Origin of the sequence: Flaviramulus basaltis (assembly GCF_900114265.1) — a bacterium.
Lineage (GTDB): Bacteria > Bacteroidota > Bacteroidia > Flavobacteriales > Flavobacteriaceae > Flaviramulus > Flaviramulus basaltis.
In genome coordinates this window covers 417,361-440,697 of sequence record NZ_FPKV01000001.1, presented here as the reverse complement: position 1 = coordinate 440,697, position 23,337 = coordinate 417,361, and the positions used below count along the sequence as shown (strand labels likewise).

Annotated in this window: 22 protein-coding genes and 1 tRNA gene; 13 read left to right on the top strand and 10 right to left on the bottom strand. The window is 32.5% G+C overall.

Annotated elements, in window-relative coordinates:
* The first annotated feature begins 17 nt into the window (after positions 1-17).
* Positions 18-1,409: a di-heme oxidoreductase family protein gene (locus BT151_RS02020; protein ID WP_245794691.1), complete on the top strand. Its 1,392-nt coding sequence runs from the start codon at positions 18-20 to the stop codon at positions 1,407-1,409.
* 5 nt (positions 1,410-1,414) lie between these two features.
* On the opposite strand, the gene BT151_RS02015 is transcribed toward BT151_RS02020, so the two are convergent.
* The 7 genes from BT151_RS02015 to BT151_RS01985 all read right to left on the bottom strand — a co-directional run bounded on the left by BT151_RS02015 (position 1,415) and on the right by BT151_RS01985 (position 7,692).
* A complete protein-coding gene (locus tag BT151_RS02015) occupies positions 1,415-2,314 on the bottom strand; it encodes a metallophosphoesterase family protein (protein WP_072400094.1) in 900 nt (299 codons plus the stop codon).
* A 64-nt stretch (positions 2,315-2,378) separates the two neighbouring features.
* Positions 2,379-3,395: a transporter gene (locus BT151_RS02010; protein ID WP_072400093.1), complete on the bottom strand. Its 1,017-nt coding sequence runs from the start codon at positions 3,393-3,395 to the stop codon at positions 2,379-2,381.
* Positions 3,396-3,474: 79 nt separating this feature from the next.
* Positions 3,475-3,843, bottom strand: coding sequence for a hypothetical protein (locus BT151_RS02005; protein WP_084647841.1), 369 nt, complete (start codon positions 3,841-3,843; stop codon positions 3,475-3,477).
* A gap of 66 nt (positions 3,844-3,909) precedes the next feature.
* The gene (locus BT151_RS02000) at positions 3,910-4,683 is read right to left on the bottom strand and encodes an SGNH/GDSL hydrolase family protein (protein WP_072400092.1); all 774 of its coding nucleotides are present in this window, start codon (positions 4,681-4,683) and stop codon (positions 3,910-3,912) included.
* A 143-nt stretch (positions 4,684-4,826) separates the two neighbouring features.
* The gene (locus BT151_RS01995) at positions 4,827-5,612 is read right to left on the bottom strand and encodes a DUF3050 domain-containing protein (protein ID WP_072400091.1); all 786 of its coding nucleotides are present in this window, start codon (positions 5,610-5,612) and stop codon (positions 4,827-4,829) included.
* A gap of 76 nt (positions 5,613-5,688) precedes the next feature.
* Positions 5,689-6,867 carry an acyl-CoA dehydrogenase family protein gene (locus BT151_RS01990; RefSeq protein ID WP_072400090.1) on the bottom strand — a complete coding sequence of 393 codons (1,179 nt, stop codon included), beginning with the start codon at positions 6,865-6,867 and terminating at the stop codon, positions 5,689-5,691.
* Positions 6,868-6,975: 108 nt separating this feature from the next.
* On the bottom strand, positions 6,976-7,692 hold the full coding sequence (locus BT151_RS01985; protein WP_072400089.1) for a tRNA1(Val) (adenine(37)-N6)-methyltransferase: 717 nt from the start codon (positions 7,690-7,692) through the stop codon (positions 6,976-6,978).
* Between the two features lie 118 nt (positions 7,693-7,810).
* Here BT151_RS01985 and BT151_RS01980 point away from each other — a divergent pair, with 118 nt between their 5' ends.
* Both BT151_RS01980 and BT151_RS01975 read left to right on the top strand, forming a co-directional pair.
* Entirely contained in the window at positions 7,811-8,260 is a 450-nt protein-coding gene (locus BT151_RS01980) for a DUF2383 domain-containing protein (protein WP_072400088.1), read from the top strand.
* Between the two features lie 167 nt (positions 8,261-8,427).
* Positions 8,428-8,895, top strand: coding sequence for a DUF2383 domain-containing protein (locus BT151_RS01975; RefSeq protein ID WP_072400087.1), 468 nt, complete (start codon positions 8,428-8,430; stop codon positions 8,893-8,895).
* 38 nt (positions 8,896-8,933) lie between these two features.
* Here BT151_RS01975 and rimM read toward each other — a convergent pair whose 3' ends face one another.
* The 3 genes from rimM to BT151_RS01960 all read right to left on the bottom strand — a co-directional run bounded on the left by rimM (position 8,934) and on the right by BT151_RS01960 (position 11,203).
* Positions 8,934-9,458, bottom strand: a complete 525-nt coding sequence (rimM, locus tag BT151_RS01970; RefSeq protein ID WP_072400086.1) for a ribosome maturation factor RimM — start codon at positions 9,456-9,458, stop codon at positions 8,934-8,936.
* A 64-nt stretch (positions 9,459-9,522) separates the two neighbouring features.
* Positions 9,523-10,026, bottom strand: a complete 504-nt coding sequence (locus BT151_RS01965; RefSeq protein ID WP_072400085.1) for a 30S ribosomal protein S16 — start codon at positions 10,024-10,026, stop codon at positions 9,523-9,525.
* 109 nt (positions 10,027-10,135) lie between these two features.
* Complete coding sequence (locus BT151_RS01960; protein WP_072400084.1) at positions 10,136-11,203, bottom strand: lactonase family protein; 1,068 nt, start codon at positions 11,201-11,203, stop codon at positions 10,136-10,138.
* A 194-nt stretch (positions 11,204-11,397) separates the two neighbouring features.
* Here BT151_RS01960 and BT151_RS01955 point away from each other — a divergent pair, with 194 nt between their 5' ends.
* The 10 genes from BT151_RS01955 to BT151_RS01915 all read left to right on the top strand — a co-directional run bounded on the left by BT151_RS01955 (position 11,398) and on the right by BT151_RS01915 (position 23,235).
* Positions 11,398-11,847, top strand: a complete 450-nt coding sequence (locus BT151_RS01955) for a ferritin-like domain-containing protein (protein ID WP_072400083.1) — start codon at positions 11,398-11,400, stop codon at positions 11,845-11,847.
* A gap of 160 nt (positions 11,848-12,007) precedes the next feature.
* Complete coding sequence (gene dnaE, locus BT151_RS01950) at positions 12,008-16,396, top strand: DNA polymerase III subunit alpha (RefSeq protein WP_072400082.1); 4,389 nt, start codon at positions 12,008-12,010, stop codon at positions 16,394-16,396.
* A 236-nt stretch (positions 16,397-16,632) separates the two neighbouring features.
* Positions 16,633-16,950 (top strand): thioredoxin, encoded by a 318-nt coding sequence (gene trxA, locus BT151_RS01945; protein ID WP_072400080.1) that lies wholly within the window; start codon positions 16,633-16,635, stop codon positions 16,948-16,950.
* An 80-nt stretch (positions 16,951-17,030) separates the two neighbouring features.
* Positions 17,031-17,573 carry a ClpP family protease gene (locus BT151_RS01940; RefSeq protein ID WP_171946598.1) on the top strand — a complete coding sequence of 181 codons (543 nt, stop codon included), beginning with the start codon at positions 17,031-17,033 and terminating at the stop codon, positions 17,571-17,573.
* Positions 17,574-17,582: 9 nt separating this feature from the next.
* Positions 17,583-18,515, top strand: coding sequence for a DUF58 domain-containing protein (locus BT151_RS01935; protein ID WP_072400076.1), 933 nt, complete (start codon positions 17,583-17,585; stop codon positions 18,513-18,515).
* Positions 18,516-18,592: 77 nt separating this feature from the next.
* Positions 18,593-18,666 (top strand) — tRNA-Asp (locus tag BT151_RS01930).
* Positions 18,667-18,915: 249 nt separating this feature from the next.
* Positions 18,916-20,154 carry a site-specific integrase gene (locus BT151_RS01925; RefSeq protein WP_072400074.1) on the top strand — a complete coding sequence of 413 codons (1,239 nt, stop codon included), beginning with the start codon at positions 18,916-18,918 and terminating at the stop codon, positions 20,152-20,154.
* A gap of 610 nt (positions 20,155-20,764) precedes the next feature.
* A complete protein-coding gene (locus BT151_RS18770; protein ID WP_245794689.1) occupies positions 20,765-21,805 on the top strand; it encodes a ParB/RepB/Spo0J family partition protein in 1,041 nt (346 codons plus the stop codon).
* Between the two features lie 72 nt (positions 21,806-21,877).
* On the top strand, positions 21,878-22,561 hold the full coding sequence (locus tag BT151_RS18765; protein WP_245794687.1) for a hypothetical protein: 684 nt from the start codon (positions 21,878-21,880) through the stop codon (positions 22,559-22,561).
* A 128-nt stretch (positions 22,562-22,689) separates the two neighbouring features.
* Positions 22,690-23,235, top strand: a complete 546-nt coding sequence (locus tag BT151_RS01915; protein WP_072400072.1) for a hypothetical protein — start codon at positions 22,690-22,692, stop codon at positions 23,233-23,235.
* Positions 23,236-23,337: the final 102 nt, after the last annotated feature.

The window sequence follows — 23,337 nt, the reverse complement described above, 5'->3', positions numbered from 1 at the left end:
TGTTTTATAAAAATAGCGTGAAAAATTTCATTTACAATTTAGGTTTTTATTCCCTTTTATTCATTTTTATAACTTCTTGTTCAAAAGATGATAAAGATGAATATATAAGTTTGCCATCATTAGAAAATCGATTAAACGCAGGTGGAGAAACCACAGTTTTTTTAACATCGAGTAATTCGTTTAGTACGCCAGCACCAAATTTATCTAGTACAAATTTAGATATGCATTTAGATGGTGATTTTCAGTTTGAAGCAGCTTTTGTTACTGCACCAGCAGAAGTAAATGGAGGTATAGGTCCTATTTTTAATAATACCTCATGTGTGTCTTGCCATCCTAAAGATGGTAGATCAGGTTTTCCAAGTTCAATAAATGCTTTAAGTGGTTTTTTTCTTCGAGCTAGTATTCCTGGAGTTGCAGATGATGGAGGACCAGTTCCTGTACCAAATTTCGGATTGCAAATTCAAAATCAAGCTATTTTTGGTTATGAACCTGAAGCGAAATTTCAAGTTAATTATACTCCAATTATTGAAACATTAGCTGATGGTACAAAAATCACTTTGCAAAAACCAGAGTATTCACTTATTGATACATATGTATCTGTTCCTAGCTCAATTTTATTATCACCAAGACTAGCACCGCCAGTTTTTGGTTTAGGATTGTTAGAAGCCATTACAGAATTTGATATTTTGTTAAATCAAGATATTAACGATGCCGACGGTGATGGAATATCTGGTAAAGCTAATTATGTTTACAATCCTATTTCCGATGCTATTGAAATTGGGCGTTTTGGCTGGAAAGCGAATACATCAACTATATTAGAGCAATGTGCTGGAGCTTATTCTGGCGATATGGGTATTACAACCTACATAATGGCTAATGAAACAGGTTACGGACAAACCAACGGAGATGACGGCTTAGGTGATGACCCGGAAATTACAGAAGATATTTTAAATCAAGTAGCGTTTTATTGCAAAACTATAGGTGTTCCTGCTCCAAGAAATCTAGATGATGAATCTGTAAAACGTGGTGCTTTACTTTTTGAAAGTATAGATTGTGCTAAATGTCATATTCCAAGTATGGAAACGGGTTCAAGTTTAATTTCTGAGATTTCAAATCAAACTATATTTGCTTATACTGATATGCTTTTACATGATATGGGTGAAGGTTTGTCAGATAATAGATCAGATTTTTTAGCTGATGGGAATGAGTGGAAAACAAGACCGCTTTGGGGAATTGGCTTAACACAAGTTGTTAACGGTCATACCGATTTTTTACATGACGGTAGAGCTAAAAATATTACAGAAGCTATTTTATGGCATGGAGGAGAAGCTTCAAAAGCTAAAAATGACTTTAAAAATCTATCTACAAAAGATAGAACAGACTTGTTGAGTTTTTTAAATTCTTTATAAGAATTTTAATTTGTTTTATAATCAATAAGTTTTTTAGGGCCTTCAAGTAATACTTTTACAATTTGAAGTGTGCCATCTTCTCTTGTGGCGATTTGCCATTTAATTAATGAGATTTCACCCTTTTCAATTTCTATTCCTGTAATACTTCTTGGGTGTACACAACTACCATCGTTAAAAAAAGCAATATCACCAGGTTCAGGAAAACGCGGTCTATGGGTATGTCCAACAATAGTCATTAAGTTATTGTTTTCTATAATCCACTTTTTTGTTCTACGTTCAACTTTAATGAGTTCTTTATAGTTTTTTGCAGGACTTGTAGGATCTGCAATTCCCATAACATTTAAGGGTTTCCAAAGTACACGTACCATAAAGCGACTCCATTTCCAGAATAGAAAATTCCACCAATCAGCTTGATGACCGTGTGTTAAAAACACTTCTTGATTGCTTTTTGTATGTTTTAAAATAATGCCTTCGTTGTAAATAATATCTTTAAATAGTTCAACATCTTCGCCTGTTTTTGGATCAAAAAAAGTAGATAGATTCTTTTTTACATAATCAGAATTTCTATAAACCATATCGTGATTTCCCCAAATCATATGTAATTTATTGGCTTTATGAAATAGTTTCATAAGCATATATACATTTTTATGGGCATCTAGTATGGATTCAAAAGATAGGTTTTCCCAAAGTTCATCGCCATCCCCAATTTCACAATATTCAAAACCTTCTGCATAATAATGCTTTAAGGCATGAAAATAAATGTTTCGGTTATTGGCAAAATCATCTGCAAAACTATTATCGCCTCTATGGCAATCACTAAAGAGTATAAATTTACTATCATCATCAAAATCAATGATTTTAGCATTATTATAGGCGTTATCTAATCTTTTTTTGGATGAAAACATAAAGTAAATGTAAACAAAAAGCGTTTCAAACAGAAACGCTTTTTAAGATTTGAAATAAAAAATATTAATGAAACGCATATTGCATTCCAAAAGTTAAATTGTAATTCTGTTTTAATTGAATTCCATTTAAATTTTGGAAAAAAGGTGTGCTAATTTCTGTTGCAAAACGTAATCCATCCAAGTTTCCATTAGTGGCAAGATAATTCAAACCAAAGCCAGAATTGAGATAAGTGCCTCCAGAGTTTTTAGTATCTGCTGTTGAAACCATCATGGGATTTAATAATGAACTGGAGCCATCAATTTCAACCATAACTACTGCTTCTAATCTCACTGATATACTTAGATTATTACCAGCTTTTGCGGCAAACCAATTATTAAAATTATAACGATTTCCGAATTTATAATCTTGTTCATTATCATTAATGTTTATTATTCCCGTTAATTGATGTCCCCAAGAAAATTTCTTACATTGTCCTAAATAAGTTAGTCCCAATTTTGCCCCAAAAGAACCCGTTCCTGTTTGCATTGTGTAGGGTAATTGTACTTCATTACCCATAGACATTGGTAGCATTCCTTTTTTTTCAATACTACCAGTTGGTATATAAATACCCAAATGAGCGTGCAGCTCTTTTCTATTTTTATTAAAAATGCTATAAAGCGCACTTACAGAAATATCACCTAAACCACTAGTGTTTGTTGAGAATTCATTTCCATTTCGCATTTGTAAGTCCATATCATTTTTTAAATAATTAGACATTGCCATTAACGTTAATTTGTTTGATAGAGCATACATAATGCTTAACATGTGCATATTCATAGTCATGTTTTGTGGTGATACCATATAATTAGCATGAGCATCTGCATTTGTAGCATCATAGGTGTCTTGTCTAAGATGCCTCATATCCATAGTCATATAACGGTATGAGAACATGAGCTCTCCTTTATGATGAATATGGTCTCCCATTATTGAGATTGGTGCATGCCCATCGGGTCTATTAGAAGTCCATAAATTTGTTTCTTTTTCTTGAGAAAAAGTTATTGAGGTTACTACGCATAGCGTTGCAACGAGTAGATTTTTCATTGTTTAATTTTTTAATATTATGTAATAGTTTATGTTTCTTAACGGAAGTTCTTCCGAAGAAATAAAAAAATGAAGTGAATTATACTAAGTCTGGTGGATGAAAAAGCCTTAATTTATAGTTGAAATGATATAAGTTAGAATAAGGAAAACTAGTTTTTTTTGAAGTTGTAAAAACCTGATAAGGTTGTATTTTGAATATATTAACGAATCCTATAGGGTAGTTTTCTAATGAAATTCTTAATGATTTAGGTTCGTTTTTTTGTTGTTTTTGGATTTCTTTAACCAAATGACACTTTCCATTACATTGAAGTTCTGGCTTGTCTTTATTAATACATAAAAATTTAGCAATGTAATCCTGATTAAGAACATATTCAATATAAGGCTGAATAGGTCTTAACATGGCAACCAAATACAATGAAGCAAAAAAAGTTGCTAATAGTTTATGCAAAAGTCAAGTTTTGACAAAGATATAATCAGTTGTTTAAATAAGCCATAACTAATACACTAATTTGATTTAATCTTTTAGTTTTTCAATAGCAACGGGAAGGATTCGTTCAACAAATTTAGTGTATGCCAATTTTGAAGGATGTAATCCGTCTGAAGCAACTAACTCTGGATTATTTAGTCCCATTCTAGTTATATCGGTTATGCTTATATATGTAATATTGTTTTTGGTACAATAATCTTCAGCAAAACTATTGTATCTATCAATTTCAGTTGAAATATTTGTGTTGCCATTACCAAATGGTGTATATGCGTAGTCTGGAATAGACACAACAATAACATTTTTTTTGTCTCCTTTTCCTTTTGAAATTGCTGTGTTTACTAGTTGAGGAAATTCACTTTCATATATTGAAAAAGGTTTCTTTTGATATTGATTATTAACACCAATTAAAAGCGTTACTAAATTGTAATCATTATTAATATTTTCTCTATCAATAGCTCCAATTAAATTAGTGGTAGTCCAACCAGTAGTAGCAATAACTTTTAATTCAAATTCATTATCAGAATTAAAATTATTTATTAAACTATCTTTTAATTGTACTGGGAATTTGCAGGTATCACAAACGCTTTGCCCAATAGTATAACTGTCTCCTAATCCTAAAATCTTGAAAGTATTTTGGTTTTCAGTAACAATAGCATCATCATCCTCTTCGTCTGGATTTATTTCCTCATCAGGAGCGGCAATTTCTTCTATAATTTCTTGTTCTTCAATAAGAATCCTTTCACTACTGCAATTAAAATTAAGCACAACAGAACATATTATAAAGAAAATAATCTTTTTCATTTTAGCTTTTAACTAAATATACGAATTTATTGACTTTTAGGTTTTTCTGTCATACTCAACAAATATGGGTGTTTTTTCATGAGTGGTTATATTTCTAAAACTTCAAGAAATGGTGTTTTAAATTTTATATAGTAAAAGTGACGTTAGTTTAATATCAAGTTTTTTTCTTCAATTAAGAGCTCAATAGCGTTCCATAAAGCAATACGTTTTTGTAGAGCTATAATTGAAACTTCTTCAACTTCTTGCCACTTTTTAGCATCACTACCACAGAGTTCAGTAATCATTTTCATAGCCATTGGTCCATGTTCGTCTGCATCTAATTCTATATGCCTTTCAAAATAATAGATAAGTTTAGATAGGTCTATAGATTTAAGATTATTTTGAAAATTCTTAAGAATTTCTGTAAACATACTAGGGATTAAATCTTCTCTTCCAAAGGTGAAAGCGGCAGCAATTTGATGTGATTCACCAAGATCAATTAGTTGAAATGTGAAATTTAAAAAGTCTTTTACAGCATTATCTAACTCACAGTTTTTAATAGCTACAAATACGTTTTTTGTTTCGGAGATACTTTCTAACAATGATGCTATAGAGCTTGTATTGGCTTTTGCATCTTTCATTGCATCAATATACAACTCGTAATGGCTTTGTCTATTGCCATTGATATCTATATCTGTTTCTTCTGCTAAAACAATTTCGTTAATTAAGTATCGTGTTTCTGGATTTCCTATAGGCATCCAAGGTGTTGTAGTACAAGTTAATTTATTTTGAAGGGCTTTTAGTAAAGACATAAAATCCCAAACAGCAAAAACATGATTTTGTAAAAAGACTTGTAGATCTTCAACAGTTTTAATTTTATTATATAAGGAGTGATTTAGCAATTCTTTTTGATAAGGAAGAATTGCCTTATTAATTTTTTCAATTGTCATTTTGAAATTTTTTATAAAAGTAAAAAATGCTCCCTAAAGTTTAAGAAGCATTTTATAAATTTTATTTATTGTTAAATCATTTAAACGCATTTAGTCCTGTTACGTCTAAACCTGTAATTAGTAGATGTATATCGTGTGTGCCTTCATAAGTAATCACACTTTCTAAATTCATGGAGTGTCGCATAATACTGTATTCTCCAGTAATACCCATGCCACCTAGCATTTGTCTAGCTTCTCTAGCTATATTTATAGCCATATCTACATTGTTACGTTTTGCCATAGATATTTGAGCTGTAGTTGCTGTTCCATTTTCTCTCATAACGCCTAATCTCCAAGCTAAGAGTTGTGCTTTGGTAATTTCGGTAATCATTTCAGCTAGTTTTTTTTGTTGAAGTTGAAATTGTCCAATAGGTTTTCCAAATTGTGTTCGTTCTTTACTATAACGTAAAGCAGTATCATAACAATCCATGGCAGCTCCAATGGCTCCCCAAGCAATACCGTAACGAGCAGAATCTAAACAACCAAGTGGTGCGCCTAAGCCAGATTTATTAGGCAATAAATTTTCTTTGGGTACTTTTACATTGTCAAATATAAGTTCGCCTGTAGAACTTGCTCGAAGTGACCATTTATTATGTGTTTCGGGAGTAGAAAAGCCTTCCATACCGCGTTCTACAATTAAACCATGTATGCGTCCGCTTTCATCTTTAGCCCAAACAACAGCCACTTGTGCAAAAGGCGCATTACTAATCCACATTTTAGCACCGTTTAGTAAATAATGGTCACCTTTATCTTTAAAATTGGTAACCATTCCTGCTGGATTACTACCGTGATCTGGTTCTGTTAAGCCGAAGCAACCCATCCATTCTCCGCTAGCTAATTTTGGCAAGAATTTTTGACGTTGAGCTTCGTTTCCGTATTTCCAAATAGGATACATAACTAGTGATGATTGAACTGAAGCTGTACTGCGTACTCCTGAATCTCCACGCTCAATTTCTTGCATAATTAAACCATAAGAAATCTGATCTAAACCAGCTCCCCCATATTTCATAGGGATGTAAGGTCCAAAGGCACCTATTTCTGCTAAACCATTTATTATTTGAGTTGGAAATTCGGCTTTTTGAGCATATTCTTCTATTATAGGAGAAACTTCACGTTTTACCCATTCGCGAGCAGTATTACGAACTAATTTATGTTCATCTGTAAGTAACTCATCAAGGTTGTAATAATCTGGAGCTTCAAATAAATCTGGTCGCATAAAGATAAAATTTATAGGTGTTTAAAATAAAATCAATAATGAATCTTTATTTTTTTTGAGAATTCATCATTTTTATTCATCAAATTTAATTAATCTTTATTGATTAAATTACATTTTTAAATAAAAATCTTTAGTTAGATTTATATAATCCTGGGTGTATTTATGTCTTTCTGTTTCTATAATTAGCTCACTAATTTTGACGGTATTTTCACTAAAGGAAAATTCTATTAAACTTCGTTTTATTTTAGAAGTAGAGTTACCTTTTAGATGAAGTATTTTATTAGGAAAAATATTAAATTTAGAGGCTAGAGATATAAAAAGATTTTCTTCTTTATATGGGATAATAACAGAAAATATGCCATTTTTAGAAAGTAATTTTGATACACCAAAAACTAATTCTTCAAAGGGCATTGCGTCTTGAAAACGCGCCATGTCTCTTGCTGAATTTTTAGTTTTATAATCTTCAGAGTAGAAAGGAGGATTGCAAATTATAAGGTCGTATTTGTCATCAATTTCATCAACAAATTCTTCTAAGGAAGCATGATAACAAAAGAGTCTGTCTCCCCAATGAGATTGTTCAAAATTGTCTACACATTGTTCGTAAGCGGCATCGTCAATTTCGATAGCGTCAATAAGTTCTGCATGACTTCGTTGTGCCAACATGAGAGACAAAACACCTGTTCCTGCACCAATATCTAAAATAGAAAATGGATTCCTTTCCAAGGAAGACCAAGCGCCAAGTAAAACTCCATCTGTGCCAATTTTCATGGCGCATTGGTCTTGATTAATAGTAAATTCCTTAAAGGCAAATGGGCTCTTCGACATGTGTTTTAGTGTTAAAATATTATAAAGTATGCTAAAGTCTGTTAAAAATTATAATTATTAGTTCTTCAACGTGTTATATACTCGTATATAAATTAATAGAGCACTAAATTACATCAATATGAAGTATTCAGAAAAAATTATAGAAAAACTTAATGATTTATTAATTATGAATTATGAGGTAGAGAAAATATACTTGGAGGCCCTGAAAAATGTTACTGATAACACATTAAAAACATTTTTTAGAGAAAGAGGCCTAGAAAGATATGAGTTTAGTATAGAATTGAAAAATGAAATTAAAATTCTTGATGGTAACCCTGAACAGTTAGGAGAATTAAGTAAAGATTTTTATAAAGTAAAAATGAATTTTAGAAATTTAATTTTTTTAGAAAATCAAAATGATTTATTAGATGAGGTTTTCAGTCTTAAAAAAGTAAGTATCGATAAATACAATCAATTATTAATGGAGCCTAATTTACCTTTACAATTATGTAGGATTTTAATAAAACAGAGAGATAGTATTCAAGCTACAATGCGTGTTTTAAAAAGAGAATCTGCATTTGTAGCTTAAAAAACGCATTTAAAGAGGTGTTTTTTGCATTTCATGGATTTTTTTTATTAATTTAGCAAAGTCCATATAAGATTTAGATAAAATTTTATATTGTTTAATCTCTTTTTTTGAAGAGATAGCGATCAAATTTTTTTAAATCATTCAAATCAAACAAGACCAACTTAACCATGAAAAAGGCTAAAAAAATTATTTCCTCTCTGAACAAATTATTAATTGTTAATCACAAAACAGAAAAGATATTCTTAAATGCACTTGATGAAGTTGATAATATTGTATTAAAAAACTTCTTTAGAGTATCTAGTTACGAAAGAAATCAATTTATAAAAAGTATAGATTTCCTTATAAGAGAAAAAGGAGGAATACCAACTTATCCGCAAGGAGTATTTGATTCTAATAACTTACTGAGTTTAAATTTAAGTGAGATTATATCAACTAAAGATGAGCAATTTCTGTTTACAGAAATTGGGAGAATGCAAGTAATAGATATTGAGAAATACCAAAAAGCTCTTAATAAATTTGATTTCCCAGAAGAAATAGAGAAATTGTTGGAAGGTCAAAAAAATACTATTGTAAAATCACTGTACTCTATTGAAGTACATAAAGATTTATTTGCTAAAAATATTGTGTCTTTTTAAGTGATTTTAAAACTTTATTTACAAATTAATTTTTAAACCTAAAGGTATAGATCAATAAGACCTTCTGGTGTATCGACTAGAATAGTTTTGTTTTTTCTATCGACCTTTACTATAAACTGATCATTCATAGGAATTAAAATTTCCTTACCATTATTTTCTACTTCGAATAATGCTTGTGCTGTAGAATCATTAACAGCCACAATTTTTCCTACTTCCCCATAGTTTTTATCATTCATGGTAAAACCAATTACTTCATGAAAGTAAAACTTATTTCCTTCTAGTTTTGGCAAAAACTCTAAAGGTAAGTACACTTCACTTTTTATTAATGAATCCGCATCGGCTTCATTGATTACATCTTCAAACTGAACACGCAATAAATCTGATTTATGAAGTTGAGAACTTTCAATAAAAAATGGGATTAATGTATTACGTACATTAATAAACATAGCATCTAGATTTTCGTATAAATCCGGTTGATCGGTATCTAATTTAATTAGCAACTCGCCTTTAAAGCTGTATTTTCTAACAATTTTACCTAAATAAAAGCAATCTTCTTTTTTCATTGTAATAAATAAAAAACTCCGATAAAAGTTATCGGAGTTTAAAAGTATAAAAAATTAATGTTTTTTATTCTTCTTCGTTAGTAGCTTCAGCTTCTGTAGCAGGAGCTTCTTCTTCTACAACAGGAACAGCAGCAGCAATACGAGCCTCATTAGCAGCTTTTTCAGCTTCTAGTGCTTTCGATTTAGCTTCAGCATCAGCTTTAGATAAACCATCAGTTTTAGCTTGTACTTTAGTCGCTTTTTCTTCTAACCAAGCGTTAAATTTAGCTTCAGCTTGTTCTTCTGTTAAAGCACCTTTTCTAACACCACCTGCAAGGTGATTTTTTAATAAAGCACCTTTGTAAGATAAAATAGCTTTAGCCGTATCTGTTGGTTGTGCACCATTCTGTAACCAAGTTACAGCACCATCAACATTTAATTCAACTGTTGCTGGGTTTGTGTTTGGATTGTAAGCACCTAATTTTTCTAAGTATTTACCATCTCTTTTTGAACGTGCATCAGCTGCAACGATCCAATAGTAAGGTTTCCCTTTTTTACCGTGTCTTTGTAATCTAATTTTTACTGGCATAATAATTAATTAATTGAGGTTCTCGACCTCGGTTATTAATGAGGGCGCAAAGATACTATATTTTTTTAATTATCAAGACTTTATTTGTGTTGAAAATGATGCGTTTAGTTTAAAATAAAAGACAAACAGGGTTTGGTAAAGCAATATCATTTAAAAACGATAATTCTCCAGAGGAAGCATCAACACTAAAAACCGATATATTGCTACTTTTTTTATTTGCAACTAATAAAAATTTCCCTGTAGGGTCTAATGTGAAATTACGAGGCCAATCACCATGAACAGGTACATTTTGTATTTTTTCTATGGTTCCTGTTTCTGTATTTCTTTTAAAAACGGCTATGGAGTTTTCTCCTCTATTGGAACCATATATAAAACGTTCGTTTTTAGATAAGTGAATATCTGCACATGAATTTTCTCCAGAATAATCCTTAGAAAGCGTTGATGTGTGATTTATTAGTTCGTAACTATCTCCAACTTTTTTTGCGGTAGTAATGGTACTAGCATATTCATTTATTATATAAATAAAGTCACCGTTGTTAGTTAATGCAAAATGTCTTGGGCCAGCATTTTTGGTAAATTTTACAATAGAAGAGTCCTTCAGTTTGTAATTGTTATTGCTTTCTTTTTTATATAAATACATGGCGTTTCTTCCTAAATCTGCTACAAAAAGATTGTTTTTGTAAAATTGAGCAGAATGTACGTGAGACTTTTGCTCAAGAGAATTATGATCAAAAACCTGTGAAGCTTCATTAAGGCTTCCATCTTCTTTAATATCGTATAAAGCCATATTGCCACCTACATAATTTGAGGTAGCCAATTTATTTCCTTCTTTATTTGTAGAAATATGGCATGGCGCGCCTCCATGACTTTTCACTTTATTTATTAATTGCAATGTTCCTGCTTCTTCAACTTTAAATGATGACACAGTTCCATCATCACCTTCACCAACTGCATAAATGTTTTTTTTGTTTGGAGAATATGTTATAAACGATGGGTTATCAATAGTTGCAGCCAAACTTAAATCTTTAAGTTCGCCAGTTTCAGTATTAAATAGTAGTTTGTAAATACCTTCACTGTCACCAGATGTATAAGTGCCTATGTAAAGAGGTATACTTTTGGTTTGTTGTTTGCAGCTAAAAAAAACAATTGTCACTAATAGTAAAATTTTTAATTTCATAATAAAAATATTGTTTTTCAAAAGTAATATAAATTTTAAGAGATAAATAATTGTGTTAAAGCCCTCTTAAAACAATCACAAACCTTGTTAAATACCTTGACAAAGGTAGTCTTATCACTTATATTGTATATGATGATGTGAAACAATAAGCATCTTAAAATAAATTATTGAAATTTAAAAATGAAAATGATATTATGAAGTACACGGAAGAAATTTCAAACAAATTAAATGAATTATTAGTCAAGAATTATGATGCTGAAAAAGGGTATTTAAATGCTGCAGATCATGTTGATAGCACAGATTTAAAAATATTTTTTAGAAGAAGAGCTACAGAGCGTAGTGAGTTTGCTAAACAAATTAGAACAGAAATTTTACGCTACGGTGAAGACCCAAAAGAATCTGGTAGTTTTAAAGGAACAATGCACAGAAATTGGATGAGCTTAAAATCTTTATTCTCATCGAATGACGAAGAGGCTATTTTAGAAGAGGCTATTAAAGGCGAAAAAGCAAGCCTTGATGAATATAATGAAGTTTTGAAAGATAGAACTTTACCACCAAGTATTGATTCGCTGTTATTCAATCAAAAAAATGCGATTCAAGCAGCAATTAATACCGAAAAAGTACATGAGGAATTAGTGTCATAAACATTAATTATTTAGTTAGTTATGCGCAACCCATTGGGTTGCGTTTTTTTGTTTAAAACTCTTTATAACTATCCTTTAAAAAAGTATAAATTCTATGTATTTTTATACACTTCGTTTTTTGCTCTAAACGAACCAAATTATAAACAAATAAACTTACTTAATGTATTTAATTTTCGATACAGAAACCACCGGATTACCAAAACGTTGGGACGCACCAATAACAGATACAGATAACTGGCCTAGGTGCATACAAATTGCATGGCAATTACACGATGTTATGGGTAATTGTATCGATCATCAAGATTATTTAGTAAAACCAGAAGGATTTAATATTCCTTATGATGCCGAGAAAATCCATGGTATTTCAACAGAATTAGCCGAAGAGCAAGGTGTTTCTTTAGCAGAAGTATTAGAAAAGTTTAATGAAGCATTAAGCAAAACCAAATTTGTTGTTGGGCAAAATGTTAAGTTCGATCTTAATATTATGGGTGCCGAATTTGTGAGAGGAGGAGTTGCAAACTCATTACAAGAACTACCTGTTTTAGATACATGTACAGAGCATACAGCTAGTTTATGCCAAATTCCTGGCGGACGTTACGGTAAGTTTAAGTTGCCAACATTAACAGAGTTACATCAACATTTATTTAATAAGCCTTTTTCCGAAGCACATAACGCAACAGCCGATGTTGAAGCGACTACAAGATGTTTTTTGGAATTGGTTCGTTTAGGAGAGTATACCAAAGAGCAGCTTGATGTTGAGCTGGAATATTTCCAAAATTTTAAAGAGGCAAACCCTAACGAAATTCAGCTTATAGGATTAAAGCATATAAACCTTAAAAAGGAAAGTGCTAAAATTCGTGAGCGTCTTAAAAAAGCTGAAGGCAGTAAAATTTCTTCTGAAGAAATTAAGCAAAATGTATCCGATTTAGAAGATGTAGATTTTGTTCACTTGCACAATCACTCACAGTTTTCTGTATTACAATCAACCATGAGTGTTGTTGATATAGTTGCTTCTGCTGCAGAAAACAATATGTCTGCCGTTGCCTTAACAGATCATGCAAACATGATGGGAGCATTTCACTTTGTAAATGCAGCGAACAGACATAATAGCGGGGTTAAAGCTAAAATTAAAGCAGCCGAAGAAAGCGGAGAAACGGTTACGGAAAAAGAAGTAAAACCAATTATTGGTTGTGAGTTTTTTGTTTGCGAAAATCATCAAGATAAAACTAGAAAGGATAATGGCTATCAAATAGTGTTTTTAGCAAAAAATAAAAACGGATATCATAATCTTGCAAAATTATCATCTCATGCGTTTGTTGATGGGTTTTACTATCTCCCTAGAATCGATAAAAAATTAGTTGAACAGTATAAAGAAGACCTTATTGTCCTTACAGGAAACCTGTATGGCGAAGTGCCAAGTAAGGTTTTAAATGTAGGAGAAAATCAAGCTGAAGAGGCTTTGCTTTGGTGGAAAGAACAATTTGGTGATGATTTGTATATTGAGTTAATGCGACATAATCAAGAAGATGAAAATCGTGTTAACCCTATACTGATTGAATTTTCTAAAAAGCACGATGTTAAATTAATTGCAACCAACAATACTTATTATTGCAAGCAACAGGACGCTAATGCACACGATATTTTACTGTGTGTAAAAGACGGAGAAAAGCAAGCGACACCAATTGGTCGCGGACGAGGATATCGTTACGGTTTACCAAATCAAGACTATTATTTTAAGTCTTCAGATGAAATGAAAGCCTTGTTTAAAGATGTTCCAGAGGCAATTACAAACATAAAAGAAGTTGTAGATAAAGTTGAAGGTTACCAGTTAGCAAGGGAAGTTTTATTACCTGCTTTTGATATTCCAGATGAATTTAAAAAAGATGAAGATGTAGCCGATGGAGGCAAACGTGGTGAGAATGCTTTTTTAAAACATTTAACTTTTGTAGGCGCAAAAAAAAGGTATGGAGAAGAACTTTCAGAAGAAGTTGTAGAACGATTAGATTTTGAGCTAAGCGTTATAGAAAACACAGGTTATCCAGGATATTTTTTAATTGTTGAAGATTTTATTCGAGAAGCCAGAAATATGGACGTGTCTGTTGGTCCAGGACGTGGTTCGGCAGCAGGTTCTGTTGTTGCTTATTGTTTGTGGATTACGAATATCGATCCGCTTAAATACGACTTGCTTTTTGAGCGTTTCTTAAATCCAGATCGTATTAGTATGCCCGATATTGATATCGATTTTGATGACGAAGGCAGAAGTCGGGTTATGGATTATGTAATCAATAAATACGGAAGTAATCAAGTAGCACAAATTATTACTTACGGTACGATGGCAGCAAAGTCATCTATTCGTGATACAGCACGTGTTTTAGATTTGCCACTTTTTGATGCCGACAGAATTGCAAAATTAATTCCAACAATGTCTAAGCTTGGAAAGATTTTTGGACTAGATGAAAAAGAATTAAGTAAAAAGTTTAGAGCTGAAGATTTAGAGAAAGTTAACGAACTTTTAAATATAGCTGATGGTAGCGATTTACAAGCAGAAACAGTAAACCTTGCAAGAACATTAGAAGGTTCTGTTCGTAATACTGGTATTCATGCTTGTGGTGTAATTATCACACCAGATGATATTACCAAATTCGTTCCTGTAGCAACAGCAAAAGATTCAGACTTATATGTAACCCAATTTGACAACTCTGTAGTTGAAGATGCGGGACTTCTAAAAATGGATTTTTTAGGATTAAAAACTTTAACTCTAATTAAGGATACGGTTAAAATTGTAAAAGCAAAACATGATATTTTGCTAGATCCAGATAATTTCCCTCTAGATGATGAAAAGACTTATGAGTTATTCCAAAGAGGTGAAACAGTTGGGGTATTCCAATATGAATCTCCTGGAATGCAAAAGCATCTTAAAGATTTAAAACCTACTGTTTTTGAAGATTTAATTGCGATGAATGCACTTTATCGTCCAGGACCAATGGAATATATTCCAAGTTTTGTTCGTAGAAAACATGGTGATGAAGATATTGAGTACGATTTACCAGCCATGGAAGAGTACTTAAAAGAAACATACGGTATTACAGTATATCAAGAGCAGGTAATGTTGCTATCCCAAAAATTGGCAGGATTTACTAAAGGTGAAGCCGATGTATTGCGTAAAGCCATGGGAAAAAAGCAAATTGCTGTACTTGATAAAATGAAACCTAAATTTATTGAGCAGGCAAGTGCAAATGGTCATGATGCAAAAATTCTAGAAAAGGTTTGGAAAGACTGGGAAGCTTTTGCAAGTTATGCTTTTAATAAGTCGCATTCAACCTGTTATGCTTGGATTGCTTATCAAACAGCTTATTTAAAGGCACATTATCCTGCAGAATACATGGCTGCTGTGCTTTCAAATAATATGAACGACATTAAACAAGTGACGTTTTTTATGGAAGAATGTAAACGCATGAAGTTGGATGTTCTTGGGCCTGATGTTAACGAATCATTTTATAAATTCTCTGTAAATAAAGATTATGCTGTTCGTTTTGGAATGGGAGCCATAAAAGGGGTAGGACATGGAGCAGTTATGACCATTGTTGAAAATAGAAAAAAAGAAGGTCATTATAAATCTATATTCGATTTCGCAAAACGTATAGATTTAAGAGCAGCAAATAAAAAAGCATTCGAAAATTTAGCTTTAGCTGGTGGTTTTGATGGGTTAGCGTCAACACATAGAGCGCAATATTTTCATGACGATGGTGATGGAATTACTTTTTTAGAAAAAGCAATTAAGTACGGGGCAAAACATCAGGAAAACGAAAATTCCGCACAAGTTAGTTTGTTTGGTGATGCTAGTGATGTACAAATAGCAGAACCTCAAGTGCCACCATGCGAAGAGTGGGGGACTATGGAGAAGCTAAGTAAAGAGCGTGAAGTTGTAGGTGTTTATATCTCTGGTCATCCGTTAGATGATTTTAAAACTGAAATAAAAACATTTTGTAATGGTGCCATAGCAATGTTCAATAATTTAGAGCCCTATTTAAATAGAGAAATAGTTTTTGGAGGCGTGGTTACCGATGTGCAACATCGGGTTAGTAAACAAGGTAAAGGATGGGCTTTATTTACAATTGAAGACTACACAGATAGTTTTGAATTCAGAATTTTTGGAGAAGAGTATTTAAAGTTTAGGCACTTTTTAATGAAAAACAATTTTGTTTTTGTTAAAACATTTGTGCGTGAAGGTTGGGTTAATAAAGATACGGGTAAGAAGAGTGACCCGAGGTTACAATTTAATAATTTCCAATTGTTGCATGATGTTATGGAAAATTATGCTAAAAAGCTTTCTATTCAAGTTGATATAAATGATTTAAATGAGCAGAAAATAATAGCATTAAAGGAATTATTTCATAGGCATCCAGGTAATCAAATGCTTAATTTTTTAGTTTATGATACAAAAGAAAAGATAAAACTTTCAATGCCAAGTAGAAAACAAAAGGTTAAAGTTTGTCAAGAACTTATAAGTGAACTTGAAGCGAGAAATTTACATTATAAGCTAAATTAATAGAAATTATCTTTTTGGAAAGTTGAAAGTTATGCAAAAGAAAGCAATGGCATTCTTTTTGCTATTTAATTAAAAGCAAAAGAAATATAATTATTTTTAATTCGATAAAAAGTTTAAATAACTGCAAACAATGTAGCTATAAACAAAACAAATTGCTAGCTTGTAAGCTTTAGGAAAAAAAATGACTAATTTTGCATAATTAGAATTATTAAAAAACATATTAAAATATAAATATTATGGCATTAGAGATAACAGATGCGATGTTTGAAGAGACGGTTTTAAAAAGTGATAAACCTGTACTAGTTGATTTTTGGGCTGCTTGGTGTGGACCATGTAGAATGGTAGGGCCTATTATTGAAGAAATAAGTAGCGAATACGAAGGAAAAGCTGTTGTTGGTAAAGTTGATGTTGATGCCAATCAAGAATTTGCTGCTAAATACGGTGTTCGTAATATACCTACAGTTTTAGTTTTTCAAAACGGAGAAGTAGTAGGAAGACAAGTTGGTGTAGCTCCAAAAAATGCTTATACAGAGGCAATAGATTCTCTTTTGTAAAACATATTAAAAAAGAAAGTTAAAAAGGTTTACTATAATGGTAAACCTTTTTTTATTTTAGATGAAAAATTAAACTAATTATGAGTAAAACAATAAAAGTACAAGATGCTATAGATAGCAAATTAATAGAAGAACGTAAAGTGTTTTTATGGGGACAGGTAGATGATAAATCTGCTAAGCATGTAATAGATAGGTTGTTGTATTTAGATGCTTTAGAAACAAAAGATATTCAATTATATATTAATAGTCCAGGTGGTTATGTAACATCTGGTTTTGCTATGTACGATTGTATTAAATCTTTAAACAGCGATGTATCTACAATTTGCACAGGATTGGCTGCGTCTATGGGTTCTATATTACTATCTGTAGGAACTAAAGGGAAACGTTTTATCCAACCACATGCACGTGTTATGATACATCAACCTAGTGGTGGAGCAAGAGGGCAGGCTAGTGATATTGAAATTACAGCACAAGAAATTTTAAAAACGAAAGAATTAAGTGCTAAAATTCTAGCGGATAACTGTGGACAAGATTTTGATAAAGTAATGAAAGATTTTAATCGTGACCATTGGATGGGAGCTGAAGAGTCTGTTACTTATGGTATTGTTGATGGAGTTATTTAATAACCCATTATGAATTTACAAAACGAACTTAATAAATCTGAAGGATTTAAAAACTTAGAATTGCTTGCTAAACAAGTGGTTGAAGGTTTTATCGCAGGCATTCATAAAAGTCCGTTTCATGGGTTTTCTGCAGAGTTTGCAGAACATAAAATTTATAATCAAGGAGAAAGTACACGACATATAGATTGGAAGTTATTTGCTAAAACAGATAAGCTTTATACTAAAAGATATGATGACGAAACTAATTTAAGATGTCATATTATTATAGATAATAGTAGCTCGATGCATTTTCCTAAAATGGAAACCTTTTCAATTGATAAGTTAAATAAAATTGGATTTTCCGTTTTAGCTTCAGCAGCATTAATGAACATTTTAAAAAAACAACGTGATGCGGTAGGTTTAAGTATTTATAGTGATGCTTACGATTATTATGCGCCTGAGAAAGGTAGTGAGCGTCATCATCAAATGTTGCTAAATCATTTAACTGAAGCCTTAATTTCAAAGCCAGTAAATAAACAAACCGAAACCTATAAATACTTGCATGAAATAGCAGAGAAAATCCATAGGCGTTCAATGATTTTTTTATTTACTGATATGTTTCAAACAAGCGAAGATGAAATAAAACTTTTTGAAGCTTTACGTCATTTAAAATATAATAAGCATGAAGTTGTATTATTTCATGTGTTTGATAAGGAAAAAGAACTGGAATTCCATTTCGATAATAAACCAAAACGTTTTATTGATATTGAAACTGGGGAGTATATTAATTTATACGCAGACTCAATAAAGGAAAATTATTATAAAGCAGTTGATGATTATTTTACATCATTACGCTTAAAATGTGCACAATACAAAATAAAATATGTTGAGGCAGATATTAATAAAGACTTTAATAATATACTGACTACCTATATGGTAGAGCGACAGAAATTTGCTCAGTAAAAAAAAACATAAAAAAACATAAAAAACATTTGAGATATTAAAAAAGGCGTGTATATTTGCAACCGCAATAAAGCAACGGTCTGGTAGTTCAGTTGGTTAGAATGTCGCCCTGTCACGGCGAAGGTCGCGGGTTCGAGTCCCGTCCAGACCGCTTTTAAGAGTAATATATTAAATCAAAACCTCGCTAATTATATAATTAGGGGGGTTTTATCGTTTTTAGGGTTATATTTAAAGATAGAATATTTAACTTTAAAAGTTCACAAATCGTCAACATTCAATTTTTAATCGTCAACATATCGTCAACATCATTAAAAGTTGAACTTTGAATATTTAAAAACCTTGCTATAGTTGATTTGACTTTCGTCTCAATGAATGTTTAACAAACAAAAAGACGACAACTATGCGTACTTCTTTCACATTTTCAGTGCTTTTTTGGATTTATAAAAAACGAGCAAAAAACAACCAGACAAATATTTATGCCAGAATCACGGTGAATGGCAAGAATGCCAACATAAGCCTTAAACATAAAGTGGACATAAATTCTTGGGATGCCAAGGCCCAAAAGGTGAGAGGCCATAATGCCATTGCCAGAGAAATGAATTTATATCTCGAGGAAGTGAAATCACAAATAGTACAATGTTATCGTGATTTAAAGACAGAAAAGAGAATTCTCTCTTCTGAGCTCATCAAGTCCAGGTATTTGGGTGAGGATAAAATTGATTACACCCTTATTGATATTTTTGAGTACCACAATAAAAATATGGCGCATAAACTGAAGGCCAATACAGTTGGGCACTACAAAACAACACAAAAGCATATTTTAACATACTTAAAGGAAAAGTATAAAACCCTAAATATACACCTTCAAAATTTGGATTATGAATTCATCATTGGTCTTGAAAGTTTTCTAAGATCCTACCAGTCCAGGTCATCGCAAGGAACCATCAGCAACAATGTAGCAATGAAGCATATTCAGAGACTCAGAAAAATGATTACGCTCGCTTACAATATGGAATGGATCGATCGGGACCCATTTGTTATGTTCAAACCGAAAATAGAGAAAAGGGAGCGGGAATTCCTTACTGAAATGGAACTTCAAAGAATAGAGAGTCTATCCTGTCCTATAGATAGACTTATGACAGTTAAGGATTTGTTCGTTTTTGGTTGCTACACAGGACTATCCTATGTTGATATAATGAAGCTTAAAAAAGATAATATTTTAATGGGGATTGATGGAAGTGATTGGATAATGTCAGAAAGACTAAAAACAAAGATCCCTGTAAAAATACCTCTGTTACCTGTAGTCGAGTCATTGATAAAGAAATATGAAAATCATCCAAGAACACTATATTCGGGTAGATTGATGCCTTATTTGTCCAACCAAAAGTTGAATAGCTACCTAAAAGAAATAGCTGATATGAGTGGCATTAAAAAGAACCTTACCTTCCACATGGCCCGACATACTTTTGCAACAACCGTAACTTTGAGCAATGGAGTTCCAATAGAGACGGTATCTAAATTGCTCGGTCATACCAAAATTGTCACAACTCAAATTTACGCTAGAGTGATTGAAAAAAAGATAGGTGAAGACATGCAAAAGCTAAAAGATCGTTTTTCTCTAAATAAACAAGTCCAATAATATGTTATTTAACCCTTTAATTCATCAAGTTTTATTTTGGCTTATTCAAAAAACACCTACTGGTCTTTTGTTGACGAATTAAGATGTTCTTAAAAACTGGCAAAAAGATTATACTTATAACGCAACTAAAAACGAGTTTATTCATAAAGCCAATGTTTCTATAGAAAAAGAAATTATTAGAAAATGGTAATTTAATGATTTAGGGTTCTGTACATCTATAAAAAGTAATATAAATTATCCTTTCATTTTAGGATTAAGTTGTAATACACCTCGTGGATATTAATCGACTTTGGGAAACAGTAACCTTTGAGCATTCTTTTTTTGAAGAAATATATAATTCGTTACAATTAAACCTTATTAGATGCGACAGGACCCTTATTTAACTTAAAGCTTAAGTATTATGAAAATACTGAAATGGCTTCTGTTTAAAAGAGGGTTATCTATATCAATATTGGTACAAAGATAAACTCGTAAAATACTTCCATCAAAAGACTACGGCATAAAGCCTTCGCTAATTCCCTTGCTTATTTATTCCGTTTCCTTTTGAGCCAAGATTTTAGCTTCCGTTTGGTTCCTGCTCAAATATTGTTTAATCTAAAATTTAATTATTATGACAACAACAGCAAGTACCGCAAGAAAAAGGGGAAAGGCAACAGCCACCGTTAAAGATGAGGTCAAGAAAAAATTGGTACGACCTACCATTGGGCTCCAAGTCCAAGAGCTCAGTATGGAAAGGATTATTCCAGATCCAATGCAACCGAGAAAATCCTTTAATGAGGAAGCTCTTAAACAACTGTCCCAAAGCATCACTGAGCACGGTGTCCTGCAACCCATTACAGTCCGTAAATCCGGAAAGGATTATATCATCGTCATGGGCGAGCGAAGGTATCGTGCCTGTAAGTTGGTGGAAACGGAAACAATACCATGCATCATTAGTGAATACGATAATAATGATGTATTGGAAATTCAAATCATCGAAAATCTGCAACGACAGGATGTTGAGCCTACCGAAGAAGCCGAAGCAATGGCCTACCTAAGCGAAAAATATTCGCCATTAGAGATTTCAAAGCGATTGGGAAGACCAGAAAACTTTGTAAGGCAACGACTGAAATTAGCAGGCCTCATTGAAGGTTTTAAGGCATTTGTTCGCAGTGGTGAAATGACCATTTCATTAGGGACAGGTGTTGCGCTTTTCGATCCAGGGGAACAGCACATGATGTTGGAAACCATGGGGGACCATTTCAATGCACATCAGATCAATCAGATGATCAAGAACCAGACCTATGATCTGGAGAAAGCACCTTTTGATGTAACCGATGAAAAATTAACCACTAAAGTTGGTGATTGTATAACATGTCCGTTCAATGCAGCCAATCAAGGGAATTTGTTTGGCGATGGTAAAATGGTGTGCACAAAATCGGCCTGTTATGAAACAAAGAAGAATAGGTCGTTTTTGAACTTGATTGAGAAATCGAAAAAAGAGCATGTGCTTTTGATTCCCGAAATTCGAAAGTATTGGGCAGAGGATGATAATAATCAGCTTATAATTTCACAATTGGAAAAGAATGGCTTGAAAGTCTATCTTCTGGATGATGTTGAACTCATTGAAGAACCAATGGCACCTACCATGGAAGCCATTAAGGTCGAATAACAACATTACGATTATTCCGAAGATGAGCTGAAAGCTGAACTTGATGAGGCCATTGGGAATTACAGGGAAGCGTTGGAAACGTACCGTTCCGCAAAAGAAAATGGATTTGTTGCGGGCATCATGTTCCATCCAAAAACGTATGTGAACAAAGCAATTTTTGTGAAAATAGTTGACCATTCTGAAACTGAAAATTCCACCTATTCAGAGCCGATGTCCAAAAGGAAAATGGCCGATTGTACACCTGAAGAACAAATCGTTAAAATCAAAGAAAGGGAAATCCGTAAGAAACATATCGAGACCAACAAGCAATTTGAAGAAGTGGTTCAGATGATTCGTGAGACGACATATATCGATATGGAAAAGGCACTTTCAACAGATGAAATGGTCGCATTCTCATTAACCTTATTTGAAAACAATGTGGACTATGTCGGTCGACAAAAGCACTTTTCAAAATTATTGGGCAACACATCCAAGATGACCGATTTGGAAACTGCCGAGCATTTTAAAAAGCATTTCAAAAAGGGCATCCTTTATAGGTTGATTCGGTATATCCTGACCAAGCAAGTGCATTTTGGGGAAAGCAATCACGTCAATAACTTAACAAACATGTCATTCTACAGGGCGATGCAAGGGTACTATAAAACCAAGATCGCCAATATTGAAAAGGAATATGCAGCAGAGAGAAACAAGCGTGAAGTACGTTTGAAAGCGCGCATCACAGTTCTTGAAAAACAAGTTCAGGAATTGAACGATTAGCTTTTGTTGTTTGGAGAAGGGTCGACATTCGTGTCGGCTCTTTTTTTTATTGAGGTAATTGAAGGGAGTTGACCATACCACGTTTTAGCAAGTATGATTACATAGTGTTTAACCTAAAATACCAAATTATGGAAAATTTAAAAGTAGTTCAGTTCGATTTTGGTTTTGAATGCGAACCAATAGCGGCCAAAGAAAAAGTAGTACAACCAACCAAAACGGACAAGAGTGATTTTGTGTTCGATTTTATGGATTGTTTGGCAAGCCCAATCATCGTCTTTAAATCGGCATGGCAAGATACCATACCAAGGGACATCCTCGGTAGAATAAAACTATCACGAATCATTTGTTCGATGTCAAAAGAGAAAATGGCATCACTGACTGAGACCTTGGCCTACATCATGCCAAGAACTTATGAAGCGCCCATGCCAACTGAATGGGTGAATATTTACACCTGGTTAGGTTTACAATATGCCAAACAATTCAAAAAGGAGGAACAGTTAAAGGCCATGGCCGAAATAGCACCAAAAGAACTTTCAGGCTATGAAAAAGGGCTTTTAAAAAACCTGAGACTATGGATTTATGAAAAGCGAAGAAAAGCTTTGAAGGATATTCTGAAAAAGGATAGGATTTCAAAAGAAGACGGTATTTTGGATATTCAAGAAAAGCTGTTTTAATAATATTATTTCAAATAATGGGAAGCGTATCTCAATAGGCCATTCAGCACATTCCCCATCATTTCGCGAAGGGCTACATGACGGGAAAAGAGCTTCATTAAC